We start from the raw sequence: 15,207 nt of genomic DNA on the forward strand, positions 1-15,207 counted from the left end.
GCTAAAAATATAATTAATAACAAAAAATAAAAAGGGCAGTCATGCTTAACTCACTTAAATTCACCTCAAAAGTGACTATTGCAGCATCTATGGTACTGGTTATTGTACTGGGTTTATTTGCTATAAATAATTACATCGCCATGCGAAACCAAACGCAACAGCAGCTCGATTTAGTCCTTAAGCAAAATTCAGAATCTACCTCACAAAACATTGCAAGCTGGCTTAACGCCAAACTCACCATAGTAAAATCGATTGCGCAAACTCACAAAAACAGTGATCCAAAACAGTTAACCCTTGCCCAGCTTAATACTGCTAAATACGCTGGTGGCTTTAAAAACACGTATATAGGTAAACCAAGTGGGTTATTTATACTTAACGATCAAAGCATTGTGTTACCTTCTGATTTTGATGCCACCTCGCGCCCTTGGTATAAGTTAGTTGAAAATAAAAGCTATACCGCATTTACCACCCCGTATATTGATGTAACCACTAACGAGCTGACTATATCTGCAGTTGTGCCCATTCAAAGCAATGGCCGCTTTAGTGGTGTAGCGGGTGCAGATATAGACATGCACACAGTAACTGAAATAATTAACGATATTGATTTTTTAGGGTTAGGGTATGCTTTTTTAGTAGATAAAAATGGCCAAGTGCTAAGCCATCCTAATAGCGAACTTAATTTAAAAAACACCTCCGAATTATTTGGCCAACCTACCGCGCTTAATAGCGAATTTACACAATATGATATAGCGGGTGAGCCGCAGTTGATATCGTTTACTAAAATACGTGGCATAGATAATGTTGACTGGTATTTAGGTGTCGTTATTAATAAAAACCAAGCCTATGCAGAGGTGTCTCGCTTTGGTGTTAACGCGCTTATTTACATGTTAGTGGGAATTGTGGCCATTATTGTGTTTATGCAATTTTTACTGCGTTACTTAATGCAACCTATGGCGCGCCTAAATGATGCACTAGAAGATATTGCAAAAGGCGAAGGCGATTTAACCAAACGTTTAAAGGTTGAAAACAATGATGAGTTTGGCCAGATTAGTCACTCGTTTAACATTTTTATTGAAAAAATTCAGCACTCTATAGAACACGTTAAATTAACGACTGAACAACTCGATAGCGTAATAGCCAGCGTGGTGTCGCAAACACATTCTTCACTAGCCATGCACCATGACCAAACAAAACGTACTGATAGTGTGGCCATGGCGGTTAATAATTTTTCGCAATCGGCTATGGCTATTGCTAATAACGCCAGTGACGCTTCTGTAATAGCTAAAAATGCAGATGAGCATTCAACACAAAACCAGCAAACCTTATTGCACAGCGTTAATAGTATTCATCAGTTATCAGCCAATATGGAACAAGCGCAACACACTATTAATAGCCTTAACGCGCATACAATTAGTATTGGGCAAGTGCTTGAGGTGATAAAAGGTGTGAGCGAGCAAACCAACTTACTTGCATTAAATGCGGCAATTGAAGCTGCAAGAGCAGGCGAAGCTGGGCGCGGTTTTGCTGTTGTGGCTGATGAGGTACGCCAGTTAGCTCATCGTACTCAGCAATCAACGCAAGAGATTGAAGATACCGTAGGGCAATTACAAAGAGGCTCAAACCAAGCGGTAGAACTGATGAAAACAAGCATTCAAGACAGTGAAAAAAGCGTAGAGCACGCTGAAGGTGTGAGCGTGTTAATGGGCCAAATAATAGAGTCAATAAAACAAATTAGCAGTGCTAATCATAGTGTTGCCAATGCCACTGTTGAGCAAAACGACCTTGTTAAAGTGCTCGACGCAGACATTACAAGCATGAGTGAGTTATCGGTACAAAGCCAAGAAAATTTAAAAAACACCCTCAATGAATGTACTAAACTTAAACAACAATTTAGTGATTTAGAGCAAATGGTTCAAAAGTTTAGAGTTTAAAATATGCCAAAAAAACCGGTTACAGGGCAAAGTTGGTTAAGCCTTATTAACATAGATAAGGTGTATAGCTCAGATAAACAGCGCCAAGCATTTTCACTATTCACCATGATAGCCATTGCTATTATTGTTATCTCTATGTTGGTGGTGTTTAACTACACGGTGTATTCGCCTATTCTTACCGCGTCGTTAATCGCGGTTAATATTACCCTTATTAGCGGCACTTTTTATTTTATAAAAACAGCCAAGCTGGAAATGGTTGCACTTATAAGTATGTGTATAGTGTTTATTATGTGTGTGGCCCTTACGTATACAGGCGGAAAAGAAAATACCGCGCTTTATTGGCTAATGTTTTACCCTGTAGTGTGTTTTGCCTCTTTAGGTGTAAAGCATGGCTGCAGGCTTGGCTTAGGCTTATTACTGTGTTGCAGTGTTATTTTATACGGGCCTGATTTTGGCCAAGTTAACTATGGCGGTATTGAAAAGTCTCGTTTTTTAGCCTCTTTTACACTGGTGTTTATTTTTTCGTTTATAGGTGAATATTTCAGGCATAAAAGTCACCTGGCAATTGCTGATATAACCCTTGCGCAAACGCAAGATGCTTATACAGATCAGTTAACGGGTGGCGCGAACAGGCGTTTCATCACCGCTCACTTTTTAAAATTAGCCGCTAAAACGCCCGAAAACTACCTGCCGTTTTCTATTTTATTACTTGATTTAGATTATTTTAAACGACTAAACGACACCTATGGTCATGATTTTGGCGATACAGTGTTGATAGAATTTACCAAATTACTTGATTCACAATTTCCAAATTCCGCAGTTAAAGCCCGTTATGGAGGCGAAGAGTTTGTGGTGATTTTACCTAAAGAAACAGCCCCAGTGGCTACAAAATTAGCCGATGATTTTAGACAATGTGTCGCAAAACAAGCTATTTTAACCAGCGATAATAAACGGGTATTTATTACCTGTAGTATTGGTGTGGCACAGGTTGATAATGTGGATCATTACAGCCGTGCACTTAAACAAGCAGACGAATACCTGTACCTAGCTAAAGAGCAAGGGCGTAACAAAGTTGTATCAAATCACACAGGAACACTATGACTCAAACTAAACTTATATATGTACACGACCCTATGTGCAGTTGGTGCTGGGGATATAAACCGACGTGGTTAAAACTAAAAGCCGCATTAGCTTCGCAGCTGACTATAGAATACAAAGTAGGGGGGCTTGCTCCAGATAGCCTAGAGCCCATGCCAGAAAATATGCGCGCCATGCTCCAAAGCACGTGGCATAAAATTAGTGCGATGTTGGGCACACAGTTTAATTTTGATTTTTGGCAGGTTTGTCAGCCAAGGCGCTCTACTTACCCAGCCTGCAGAGCGGCGATTATTGCCAGAGCGCATAATAAAGAGCCACAAATGATAGAGGCAATTCAACATGCTTATTATCTACATGCCCAAAACCCATCTGATGAAAGTACTCTAATTACCTTAGCTGAAAAAATCGGGCTAGATAAACAACAGTTTTGCGAGGAACTTTGCTCAGAGGATTTGAATCAAAAATTACATGATGAGTTAGCATTTAGTGCAAGTTTGCCAATACAAGGCTTTCCTTCGTTAGTATTAATAACTGATAATAAAGCCATTGCAATTAAAATAAATTACACCGATCACCAGCAAACACTAAACACAATTAACGCTTTATTAGCTTAACAACTAGCCAAAATGCGTGTATTTGCTGCTTTAATACACGCTTTGCATATAAACACTCCGATATAAGACGCAAATGTTACAGCTGTAACAAAATAGACTTTTTTGCGCAACATGCCTGTCATTATTCATCTATACAATTTCACTCATTGAAAATCTTTAGCCTAAAACAAGTCAGTTTAGGCTAAAACAACAAACTAGCAAATCCGCTAATTAACGAGTAAAGGTGTATGCGATGAAAGGCGTTAAACCATTGATCTTAGCTGGTATTGTAGCAGCAAGTGCTGCAGTACATGCCAATGATTTAGAAAAGGTTATCGATAAAAGCAGTGAAATAAATAAATCAGCTGCGCAATCACAAACAAAAATAGACAAGATTGCTGATTCAATGCAAGGACGTCTTCAACAGTTTAAAACCCTTAATAAAGAAATTGATGGTTTAACTGTTTATAACGCGCAATTAACTAAACAGTTAAATAACCAAATTGAAGAAATGGAGTCACTTAACCTTTCAATGGATCAGGTCTCTATTATTGAGCGTCAGATCACACCACTAATGCTGCGCATGATTGAAGGGCTTGAGCAATTTGTAGCACTTGATGTGCCATTTTTGCAAGAAGAGCGCACTAAGCGTATTAGCTCTTTAAACGCCATGATGGACCGTGCAGATATTAACTCAAGCGAAAAATTCCGCCGCGTATTAGAAGCATATCAAGTAGAAGTTGATTACGGACGCACTATTGAAGCCTACACCTCACTGCTAACGGTAGACGGTAAAGAGCGTGAAGTAGACTTTTTACGCATTGGCCGCTTAGAGCTTATTTATTTAACACGTGATGGTAAGCAAGCTGGCAGCTGGGATGAAGAAACAAAATCGTTTTTTACTTTACCAGACTCAACAATTAGCCAAATCAACAAAGGTTTACGTATCGCACGTAAGCAACTTGCCCCAGATATGTTAACTCTGCCAGTACACGCAGCAGAATAAGAGGTTGAAGATGAAACTGTTTACTCAAATGACAAAAATGGCCCTTTTTGCTGCAAGCCTAAGCTTTGCAGGCGCTAGTGTGGCAGCTGAGCCTATGGACTTAGACTCACTATTAAAAACACTTGAAGAAGGCAAATCGGCTCAAAGCGCGCAAAACAAGCAACGCGAACAAGAATTTATGGCGCGCCAAAACGAACAAGTGCAAATGCTTAACAACACACAAGCAAAACGCAATCAAATGCTTGCTGAGTCTGAGCGCTTAGAAACACAGTTTGAAGAAAACGAAATTAAACTTGCTAACTTAACAGATACACTGTCTAAACGAATGGGTTCTTTAAAAGAGCTATTTGGTGTGCTTCAGCAAGTTGCTGGTGATTCTAGCAATAAGTTCGCTACCTCTGTGGTATCAGCTGAAATTGCGGGTCGTAGCACATTTATGGATGAGCTAGCACAAAAAATGGGCTCTACTTCAAAGCTTGCCTCTATCGAAGATATTGAAAAAGTATGGTTTGAGCTACAACGCGAAATGACAGAGCAAGGTAAAGTAAGCCGCTTTACTACCGATGTAATTGTACAAGGTGGTGAAAAAGCACAACAAGAAGTGGTACGTGTAGGTGCTTTTAACTTAATCTCTAACGGTAAATACCTAGAATTTAACCCAGTAACAAATACCTTAAGCGAGTTAAATCGCCAGCCTGTAGCACGTTTTACTGCAACTGCAGAAGAGTTACAAAATGCAAAAAATGGTATTGTGCAGTTTGCACTTGACCCAACGGGTGGCTCAATTTTAGGTTTATTAGTGCAAGCACCAGATACCGAAGAGCGCGTACACCAAGGTGGCACAGTCGGTTACGTTATTTTAGGTGTAGGTGTTATTGCTTTACTTATCTCACTTGAACGTTTTTTCTCACTACTGATTATGGGCGGTAAAATTCGTCGTCAACTTAAAGATGATGTAGCACGCGATGACAACCCACTTGGCCGCGTGATGAAAGTTAAAGATCAGTTCCCTGATGTTGCCCACGACACGTTAGAGCTTAAATTAAGCGAAGCTATTTTACGTGAAATGCCAAAAGTAACGCGTAATTTAACGCTTATTAAAATCATCTCGGTGGTGGCGCCGCTGCTAGGTTTACTAGGTACAGTAACCGGTATGATCAACACCTTCCAAGCAATCACATTATTTGGTACAGGCGACCCTAAACTAATGGCTGGTGGTATTTCGCAAGCATTGGTAACAACGGTGCTAGGCTTAGTTGTGGCGATTCCTACGGTATTTTTATACACCCTACTTAATACACGCGCTAAAAACATTTTGCTTACTATTCAAGAGCAAAGCGCAGGTATTATCGCACAGCGAAGCGAGAAGGGAGCATAAACCATGGTGCTATTGATTGACTCAATCAATGCTATCCGTGATTTTCTCGACACTGGTGGCCAAGTCCTCTTGGTCATCGGGGTGTTAATCTTCGCGATGTGGTTATTGATACTCGAGCGATTTATTTATTTTTTCAAAGGTTTTCGTAGTTACAAGCAAAACGTAAAAGCGCAGTGGAAAAACCGTGCAGAGCGCAATAGCTGGAATGCTGAGCAAATACGCCAGGCGATGATTTCACGTGCTTCAATGCGTTTAGACACCAACTTAGCACTGATAAATGTAATGGTTGCATTGTGTCCGCTACTTGGCCTGTTAGGCACAGTAACGGGAATGATTGAAGTATTTGATGTAATGGCAATTACCGGTACGGGTAGTGCGCGCTCTATGGCATCAGGTGTTTCTAAAGCAACTATTCCAACCATGGCAGGTATGGTTGGCGCACTTTCGGGTGTATTTGCCTCTACGTTTTTACAGCGCAGAGCCAAGCGCGAAGTTGAACTACTTGAAGACAGCATGGTTTTAGACCATTAAGTAACATTTTGATAAGCGGCTTATAGAGTCGCTCATCCTAGGAGAATAAAAATGAGAGCCCCGTTAGGAAACCTATTACAAGAAGACGAAGCTGAAGAAATTAACATGACCCCAATGTTAGACGTTGTATTTATCATGCTTATTTTCTTCATCGTTACCGCCTCGTTTGTTAAAGAAGCCGGTATTGATGTAAACCGCCCAGAAGCCGCAACAGCGGTTAAAAAAGAACGCGCTAATATTTTAGTGGCTATTTCTGATACAGGCGAGATTTGGATTAATAAACGTCAAATCGATGTACGTGCAGTGCAAGCCAATATCGAACGCTTAAAAGCAGAAAACCCACAAGGGAGCGTGGTTATTCAAGCTGATAAAAAAGCCACCACTGATATGTTAATCAAAGTAATGGATGCGTCGCGTGCTGCAGGTGCGTTTGATGTTTCAATTGCTGCACAAGATGCGTCTTAAGGGTTAGCCATGTTGCGATATTTAGTAGCATTAATAGTAGCGGGTGTAGTGACCTTTATGCTGTTTTTAGGCATGCAGGCACTGATCACCGGTGGTGAAGGTGCCATGTCGGAGCCAGTAAAAGGAAACGTTTTAGACTTTGTACGTTTGAAAAAAGAAGAAACGGTACAAAAGAAAGAGCGTAAACCGCAAAAGCCACCTACACCAAAAGAGCCACCACCGCCTATGGAGTCGCCGCAAATGCAAAATAATGATGCAAACGCGGCCAGTAATAATTTTGATTTTGGTGCGGATGTAGGCAGCGACGTTGATCTAGCGGGTGGCTTAGCGCTTGAAACAAGTGATGGTGAATACTTACCCATTGTAAAAGTAGCTCCAGTGTATCCGCGTCGTGCTTTGTCGCGTGGTATTGAAGGCTATGTAATTGTTGAATTTACAGTAACTAAGCAAGGTACTGTACGTGACCCGCAAGTAGTAAAAGCGGTTCCTGAGTCACTGTTTGATAGAGCAGCGATGGATGCCGCACTTAAATTTAAATATAAACCGCGCGTAGTAAATGGTGAAGCCGTTGAAGTGGCGGGTGTTCAAAACAAAATATCTTTCCAAATTAATGGTTAACTTATCTTAATTGGATGAAATAGCGAGGCGATTATGAAATTACTACCTACAGCTAAAAATTTAAAACTGGCATTATTTTGCACTGCCGCGATCGGTGCAAGTATTGTTGTGCCAAGTACGCTAAGCCTTGTGCCGGGGCTAAACGTAGCAACTGCTCATGCAGAGCAAGAGCAAAAAACAAAGCGTGTACCTGCACTGCGCGAAAAGGTTTATAGCCAGCTTGCTCGTGCGCAAAAGCTCGCTGACGATGGCGATGTAAAAGGCGGCCTTGAAGCACTTGATAGCATTCAAGAGCGAGCTTCAAGTATGAACTCGTACGAAATTGCGATGATGCATAACTTTTATGGCTTTATTTATTACAACGAAAATGATTTACCAAAAGCCATTGCCTCGTTTGAAAAAGTGGTAGCCGAAGAGGCTATTCCTGAGTCATTACGTTTAAGTACCACGTTTAGCTTAGCGCAGCTTGCAATGGCCAACGGCGAGTATAAAAAAGTTATCGCGTTTTTAGATAAGTGGGATGAAATAAATACCAAACCTATTACAGAAGGGTATTACTTACTTAGAGCGCAAACTTACTACCAGTTAAAAGAATACCCAAAGGGGCTTGAGTACATTAATCAAGTTATTGCTCTTAGCGACAGCGAAGGTAAAACCCCTAAAGAAAACTGGCTGGTACTACAGCGCGCTATGTATTACTCACTTAATCAAACAGATAAAGTAGTTGCAGTGCTTGAGCGCATGGTTAAACTTTACAATAAACCAGAGTATTGGGTTCAGCTAGCTGGTATGTACGGAGAAACCGGTAAAGAAAAAGAGCAACTAGCAGTAATCGAAGCGGCGTATCAACAAGGCTTTTTAAAAACCAAGTCTGATTTACGACAGTTATCGCAAACTTACCTTTATAACGGCCTGGCATACAAAGCAGCTAAAACAATGAGTGATGCGATAGAAAAAGGCATTGTAGAAAAATCAGCGAAAAACTATGCCTTTATTGCAGAGGCCATGATTCAAGCTAAAGAAGATGAAAAATCGATTAGCTACTTTGCAAAAGCGGCTGACCTATCAGAGCATGGTAAGTACGATCAACGCCTAGCAGAAGTGTTTGTTAACACTGAGCAATACGAAGAAGCGGCTGATGCTGCGCGTAAGGCGCTTGATAAAGGCGGTCTTGATTTTGAATCAAACGCTTACGTTGCGCTAGGTATGGCACAGTACAATATGCAAAATTTTGATGCGTCTATTTTAGCGTTTGAACAAGCCCAAAAGCATGATAAATCACAACGTTTAGCAAAGCAGTGGATTAAATATGTTAAGCGTGAAAAAGTGCATGCGCAAACACTTAAAGCCGCGTTACTTTAACTTTATACCCTAACGCTATTTTACAAATAATAAAGCGTTTACCTATTTCATAATCGCAACACCAAAACCGCCTTAGGGCGGTTTTTTTCGTTGCTAAAAAATTTAAGTTGTTGAATTTTAATTAATTACTATTGTCATCTTATGGTTACCAAACTGTAACTGCTTTGTCATATCTCTACAGTATCTTATTTGCATCCGATAACTCAGGTCACCTTAATGCATGAGTATCGTGCCTTAAAGTGACTTAAGTTTTTACTTAATGCACTAACAAAATAATTAAATACTTTAACGGAGTGAACAATGAAATTATCTGATTTATTTAAGGTCAGCCTAGTAGCAACTGCAATGACACTAGCTGGCTGTGGCGGCGATATCGAGATTACACCTACTGTAAACGATAACAGCTCGTCAACAGATAACAGTGTTAATAATTCAAACAATACAACTGGTTCAACAACTGAAGAAGAAGCTGTTTGTGCAAGCTACGAATCAGATGCAGGTACGGTAACAGGCGTAGTAAGTGGCATTGATTGTTTATACAACGACTCGTTTGCAAGCAAAACAATTTCTATCACAAGCAACATTACTTTCGCTGAGCTACCTGATGGCGGTGTTCACGTTTTTGAAGATGCATTACAAATTGGCGAAGACGGCAGCACAGTAGATGGCTTTGAAGTACCAGCAAATGGTCCAACAATGACCGTTGAACCAGGTGCCGTTTTAGCATTTGGCTCAGGTGAAGCAATTGTACGTATTGCACGTGGTGCAAAAATTCAAGCGGTAGGTACTGAAGAAAAGCCGGTTGTATTTACTTCGGCAAACGCGTTTGACCGTTTTGATACAGCAGGCGAAGGCGCACGCTACGCAGATTGGGGCGGTATCATCATTAATGGTAACGGTATTACTGACCAATGTACTGATGCAGAGCGTGACGGTGGTACGTGTAACGTAGCCTCTGAAGGTATTACAAGCTACTTTGGTGGTAACGATAATGCAGACTCTAGCGGTAATATTAAATGGGCTAAAATTTGGTACGCAGGTTCAGGCCCTCGCGTTGGTGGTGAAGGCGATGATTTGAATTCACTAACACTAAATGCAGTTGGCTCTGGTTCTGAGTTTGATTACCTACACATTCACCAAGGTTTTGATGACGGTATTGAAATTTTTGGTGGTGCTACAACGCTTAAACACGTAGCGGTAACAGATACACAAGATGATTCGTTTGACTTTGACGCAGGTTGGCAAGGTAAAGCTCAGTACTTATTTATTCAACACGGTACTGTGACACTAAACGACGGCACTGTAGTTAACATGGGTAACAATGGCTTTGAGTCTGATGGTGTTAAAGGTTCTTCTACCGAGCAAGTGTCTCCATCTAACCCAACGGTTGCCAATGTAACGGTTGTAACTACAGATGGTAACTCGGTACGTGATGACGACCCTTCACAAGCTTACAAGTTTGATGACCAATTTAATTCAAGCATTTACAACACTGTTATCGTTAAGCAAAACGCAACTAACACGCAATGCATTGAGTTCTCAGGCGACGGTGAAGCACAAGCAGATAAAATCTCATTCACAAGCTCTGTAATGGCGTGTTCTGCAAACTTTACTGATACAGATACGTTTGCAAGCGGCCCATTAGAAGGTCAAACAAAAACAGCGTGGTTTGAAAATGACGGTGCTAACCAAATTTTAACTGATGATGTTGCAGTACTTGCAGATAACGGTTTTGCAACGAACACAGCAGCTGCAGAAGTAACTGTTACTGCAACAGATTTAAGCACAAGCGATTCATTTTTTGAAAGCGTAAACTACATTGGTGCGGTATCGGATCAGGATACAGACTCTAGCTGGTATAAATGGGTTGAAGCGGCTGTTACAGCAGCAAATGCTGACTAAATAGCACACCATTATAACCTCTGATTAAAGGCGCCTTGTGGCTTGTTATTTAAGCGTCAGGCGCCTCTTTTGTATAACCTGATTAGGATTATCTCATGTCTAAAAAGCATAGACTCAATCAAATTACCTGGGCAATTGGTTTAGGTTTAGTCGCTCATTCGACTAGCTTAATTGCTGCACAAGCCGATGAACAGTTAACAAACGAACAAGAAATAGAAGAAGTTGTTGCTGTAGGTACGCGTTTACAAGGGAGCGCTGCGGCAGTTGTAGAAGAACGTAAAAACCAAGCCTTTGTTGCCGATATTTTAGGCTCTGAACAATTATCACGCACGGGCGACAGCGATGCAGCATCTGCGCTTCGTCGAGTAACAGGCCTAACGCTTGTTGATGGTAAGTTTATTTACGTTAGGGGCCTTGGTGAGCGTTACTCTAGTGCGCGTTTAAATGGCGCTTACATCCCAAGCCCAGATTTAACCCGTAACGTTATTCCGCTGGATATTTTCCCTGCAAGTATAATTGAAAGTATGGCCGTTCAAAAAGCTTACTCTCCAGACATGCCAGCAGCGTTTGGGGGCGGTAATATAGATATTAGAACTAAAACCGCACCGAGTGAATTTACAGCAGGCATAGAAGTGGGTGCAGGTTACGATACGGCATCAAGTGATGGCTTTACCTACAATCGTAACGAAAATGGCATTCCAAGTGAGTTATCACAGGCTATTTCAACATACCGTGGTGATTTTAGTATTGGCAATATTGTTAGTAGTGAAGGCTTTGAAGATGGCGATTTAACGCGTGCAGAACAAGCAACCGCTGTTAATAACGCACTTTTAAAGTCGCTTCCTCGCGATTATGAGTTAAAAGAAGAGTCGTTAGACCCGCGTTATAATATTAAAGCCCATTATGGTGATAGCTTTGAAGAGAGCTATTTTGGCGGCAAGGTTGGGTTTTTACTGGCAGGTGCTTACAAAAACGAATGGGATTTTGAAGAACGTTTTAGCTCAGTTATCACCCAAGATTTAGAAAACGAAGAAGGCAATGTTGATTGTACAACGTCGTTAGCGACCAGTGAAGATGTGAGTAACTCGTGTTACAACACAGTCAAAAATTCGCAAGTGACAACTGAAACCGAAAGTTATAACGGTTCATTAAGCTTGTCATACCGTTTAGGTACGCACAGTATTTCAGCTCAACAGCTTTATATTATTGATAATGAAGATGAGTCTGAAATTGCTATTTCGCAAAGCCCTGCGGGGAGTTCTACGTTTAGTATTGCGGGTGATGGGATTGCAAACCGTAATCATGAGTTTAATTACGAAGAACGCCAATTAAACATTACTCAAGTTATGGGGCAACATACCTTTTTAGATTATTTTGGTATTGGTGCCGATTGGCAGTACACCGAAGCTAAAGCAACGACTGATATACCTACCAGTGCCGATTTTGAGTTTCGTGACACTTATAATAGTGATGGCAGCTATGCCGGCTCAACTATTACAGGGGATGATAACCGTGTAATTATGTCATACACCAATATGGAAGAGCGTGTTAAATCGTACGGTGGTAACTTAACGCTGCCGCTTAGCTTTGAGTCTATGGAAGTTGAGTTTAAAGTTGGTTACGATTTTTCTGACAGAGCTCGAATATTTAATACCTCAAGCTTTGCTATAAACAACAGTGGCGGCTCAGGTATTTCAATAAACGACGGTAGCACTGATGCGCTTAATAATAGTGGTTTTTTAACTGACGACTTTATTGATAATAACGCTGTGTTAGTTGACTTTAATGAGCCAACAGCCCCTGATGCCGATGATTACATTGCTGCGCAAAAGGTGGATGCAGGTTATGCGTCTTTCGATGTGTTTTATGATCAATGGATAAGAATAAGCGGTGGTATTCGTTATGAGGAATTTAAACAATCTTCTATCGGTACATCGAGCCTTATTTTTGATGAAGACGATTTAAATACCTTTTACGATCCAGATAAAATTCAAGCAGGCTCTGTTATTACCGATGATTGGTACCCGGCACTGTCTGTTACCTATGTAGGTGGAGATGATTACCAAGTGCGCTTAGGTTATGGTGAAACAGTAGTTCGTCCTGATTTTCGTGAAGTAGTGCCTGTTACGTATTACGACCCTTTGACCGACATTAGAACGTTTGGTCGTACAGGTATAAAAAGTAGCCCAATTAAAAACTACGACTTACGTTATGAATATTACGGACAAGCCGGTAATTCATTTAGCGTAGCGGCGTTTTATAAAGATATTACAGCGCCAATTGAAACAGTTTTAAACATTGGTGATGAAGATTACTCAGCATCGTTTATAAATGGTGAAACAGCAGAAGTTTATGGTATTGAAGCTGAATGGCTACAAGACTTAACATTTGTAAGTGAAGGCCTATTTACTAGCGGTAATATCACATTAAGTGATTCTGAAGCGTCTATTGACCCAGCACTTGCGGGTACATTAACTAATCCTAAAAAACGTATGACAGGCCACTCTGAATATGTAGTTAATTTACAATTAAACTACGATTCGTTAGATGGCATGCACAGCAGTTCATTAGTTTATAACGTATTTGGTGAGCGAATTTTAGCAGCGGGTGTTGCTAATAGAGATGACGCGTATGAGCAGCCATTTCACTCACTTGATTTAGTTTATACTTATTACCCTGATTTTAATTCTAAGATTAAGTTTAAAGTTAAAAACTTACTCGATGAAGATCAAGAGGTAACACAATCAGACATTATAGTGCGCTCAAAAGAGCAAGGTGTAACGTTTGATTTAAGTTACAGCTACGAGTTTTAATTTTCTTCCCAAGGAAGGGGGATATAATAAAACCTAACTACCCATTAGCCCTGTATTTAATACAGGGCTTTTTTATGACTATGAAAAATATTTAAGTTTCGCTTTATTCACTAGTTTTAGGGCGCTTGGGGTGTTAGGTTAGCTTTATACTAATCGACTTAAATATCTAGTCATTCTAGTGTGCTAAATAAAGCGCTAAAGGCGTTATAAATTTTTGATGCAGAACAGCTACATATAAAAATTTATGGCTTGTTATCTCGCTATTAATTTGCCGCTATAAATGATTAATAACTTAATATGATTGGTTTTAATAAAAATTAATTCTCACGCAATGAATTTTAATTTTTAATGTATTAAGGCATCTTTTATGAATCAAACAGTGGAAAAAACAATGAAAAAAGTAGGATTAGTCGGTTGGCGTGGCATGGTTGGCTCTGTGTTATTAGAACGTATGCAGCAGCAAAGTGATTTTGCACATATCGACACCACCTTTTTCACCACCTCACAAGCTGGGCAACTCGGCCCTGATATTGCTGGCGACGCAAAACCGTTATTAGATGCAAGTGATGTAAATGAACTTGCTAAAATGGATATTATTGTTACCTGTCAAGGTGGTGATTATACCAAAGCGGTTTACCCTAAATTACGCGAATCGGGTTGGGATGGTTACTGGATTGATGCAGCTTCTGCACTTCGTATGGTTGATGACAGCATTATTGTACTTGACCCTGTAAATAAAGATGTCATTGAACAAGGTTTAGAGCAAGGCGTAAAAACTTTTGTAGGCGGTAACTGTACCGTATCGTTAATGCTACTTGCTTTAGGTGGTTTGTTTGAGCAAGACCTAATTGAGTGGGTAAGCCCAATGACTTACCAAGCGGCCTCTGGTGCCGGCGCTCGTAATATGAAAGAGCTTATTGCACAAATGGGCGCTATTCATTCAAGTGTTGCCGAGCAACTAGATAATCCAAGTTCAGCTATTTTAGAAATTGATAAAATAGTGAGCGAAAAAATGGCTTCAAGCGATTTACCACAAGACCAATTTGGCGTGCCGCTAGCCGGTAGCTTAATTCCTTGGATTGACGTGCCAATGCCAAGTGGCCAGTCTAAAGAAGAGTGGAAAGCTCAGGTTGAAGCGAACAAAATTTTAGGCTCTTCTAAACAGCCAGTGCCAATTGATGGTTTATGTGTACGTATTGGTGCAATGCGTTGTCATAGCCAAGCGATGACCATTAAATTACGTGAAGACATTAGCGTAGAAAAAATTGAAGAAATTTTAGCTTCGCATAACGAGTGGGTTAAAGTTATCCCAAATGAGCGCGAAATTAGTGCAACTGACTTAACCCCAGTTAAAGTAACAGGTACTTTAAGTATTCCTGTTGGTCGTATTCGTAAATTAGCCATGGGCCCTAAATACATTAGCGCATTTACCGTGGGCGATCAGCTGTTATGGGGCGCAGCAGAGCCACTTCGTCGTATGCTTCGCATCATTGTAGACGGTGAATAATTT

Annotated in this window: 12 protein-coding genes; all 12 read left to right on the forward strand. The window is 40.5% G+C overall.

All coding sequences use genetic code 11. The features are described from left to right. The first annotated feature begins 41 nt into the window (after positions 1 to 41). The 12 genes from OIZ54_RS05320 to asd all read left to right on the forward strand — a co-directional run bounded on the left by OIZ54_RS05320 (position 42) and on the right by asd (position 15,204). Positions 42 to 1,931, forward strand: a complete 1,890-nt coding sequence (locus OIZ54_RS05320; protein WP_121638533.1) for a methyl-accepting chemotaxis protein — start codon at positions 42 to 44, stop codon at positions 1,929 to 1,931. 3 nt (positions 1,932 to 1,934) lie between these two features. After that, positions 1,935 to 3,032 carry a GGDEF domain-containing protein gene (locus OIZ54_RS05325; RefSeq protein ID WP_248450175.1) on the forward strand — a complete coding sequence of 366 codons (1,098 nt, stop codon included), beginning with the start codon at positions 1,935 to 1,937 and terminating at the stop codon, positions 3,030 to 3,032. After that, positions 3,029 to 3,643, forward strand: coding sequence for a DsbA family protein (locus tag OIZ54_RS05330; protein ID WP_248450173.1), 615 nt, complete (start codon positions 3,029 to 3,031; stop codon positions 3,641 to 3,643). The genes OIZ54_RS05325 and OIZ54_RS05330 overlap by 4 nt, the downstream gene beginning before the upstream one ends. A gap of 232 nt (positions 3,644 to 3,875) precedes the next feature. Next, on the forward strand, positions 3,876 to 4,628 hold the full coding sequence (locus OIZ54_RS05335) for a DUF3450 domain-containing protein (RefSeq protein WP_248450171.1): 753 nt from the start codon (positions 3,876 to 3,878) through the stop codon (positions 4,626 to 4,628). Between the two features lie 10 nt (positions 4,629 to 4,638). Beyond that, the gene (locus OIZ54_RS05340) at positions 4,639 to 6,006 is read left to right on the forward strand and encodes a MotA/TolQ/ExbB proton channel family protein (RefSeq protein ID WP_024031703.1); all 1,368 of its coding nucleotides are present in this window, start codon (positions 4,639 to 4,641) and stop codon (positions 6,004 to 6,006) included. Between the two features lie 3 nt (positions 6,007 to 6,009). Next, positions 6,010 to 6,537 (forward strand): MotA/TolQ/ExbB proton channel family protein, encoded by a 528-nt coding sequence (locus OIZ54_RS05345; RefSeq protein ID WP_029772985.1) that lies wholly within the window; start codon positions 6,010 to 6,012, stop codon positions 6,535 to 6,537. Positions 6,538 to 6,588: 51 nt separating this feature from the next. After that, the gene (locus tag OIZ54_RS05350; protein WP_004586342.1) at positions 6,589 to 7,002 is read left to right on the forward strand and encodes an ExbD/TolR family protein; all 414 of its coding nucleotides are present in this window, start codon (positions 6,589 to 6,591) and stop codon (positions 7,000 to 7,002) included. A gap of 12 nt (positions 7,003 to 7,014) precedes the next feature. After that, entirely contained in the window at positions 7,015 to 7,620 is a 606-nt protein-coding gene (locus OIZ54_RS05355; protein ID WP_029772986.1) for an energy transducer TonB, read from the forward strand. Between the two features lie 33 nt (positions 7,621 to 7,653). Further along, on the forward strand, positions 7,654 to 8,982 hold the full coding sequence (locus tag OIZ54_RS05360) for a CDC27 family protein (RefSeq protein ID WP_264389917.1): 1,329 nt from the start codon (positions 7,654 to 7,656) through the stop codon (positions 8,980 to 8,982). A gap of 300 nt (positions 8,983 to 9,282) precedes the next feature. After that, a complete protein-coding gene (locus tag OIZ54_RS05365) occupies positions 9,283 to 10,884 on the forward strand; it encodes a hypothetical protein (RefSeq protein ID WP_004586339.1) in 1,602 nt (533 codons plus the stop codon). A 95-nt stretch (positions 10,885 to 10,979) separates the two neighbouring features. After that, positions 10,980 to 13,697 (forward strand): TonB-dependent receptor plug domain-containing protein, encoded by a 2,718-nt coding sequence (locus OIZ54_RS05370; RefSeq protein ID WP_004586338.1) that lies wholly within the window; start codon positions 10,980 to 10,982, stop codon positions 13,695 to 13,697. A gap of 367 nt (positions 13,698 to 14,064) precedes the next feature. Continuing rightward, positions 14,065 to 15,204, forward strand: coding sequence for an aspartate-semialdehyde dehydrogenase (asd, locus tag OIZ54_RS05375; protein WP_039972138.1), 1,140 nt, complete (start codon positions 14,065 to 14,067; stop codon positions 15,202 to 15,204). The last annotated feature ends 3 nt before the right edge of the window (positions 15,205 to 15,207 follow it).

It is taken from the genome of Pseudoalteromonas sp. A3, assembly GCF_025942345.1.
In the GTDB taxonomy this organism is placed as follows: Bacteria; Pseudomonadota; Gammaproteobacteria; order Enterobacterales; family Alteromonadaceae; genus Pseudoalteromonas; species Pseudoalteromonas atlantica.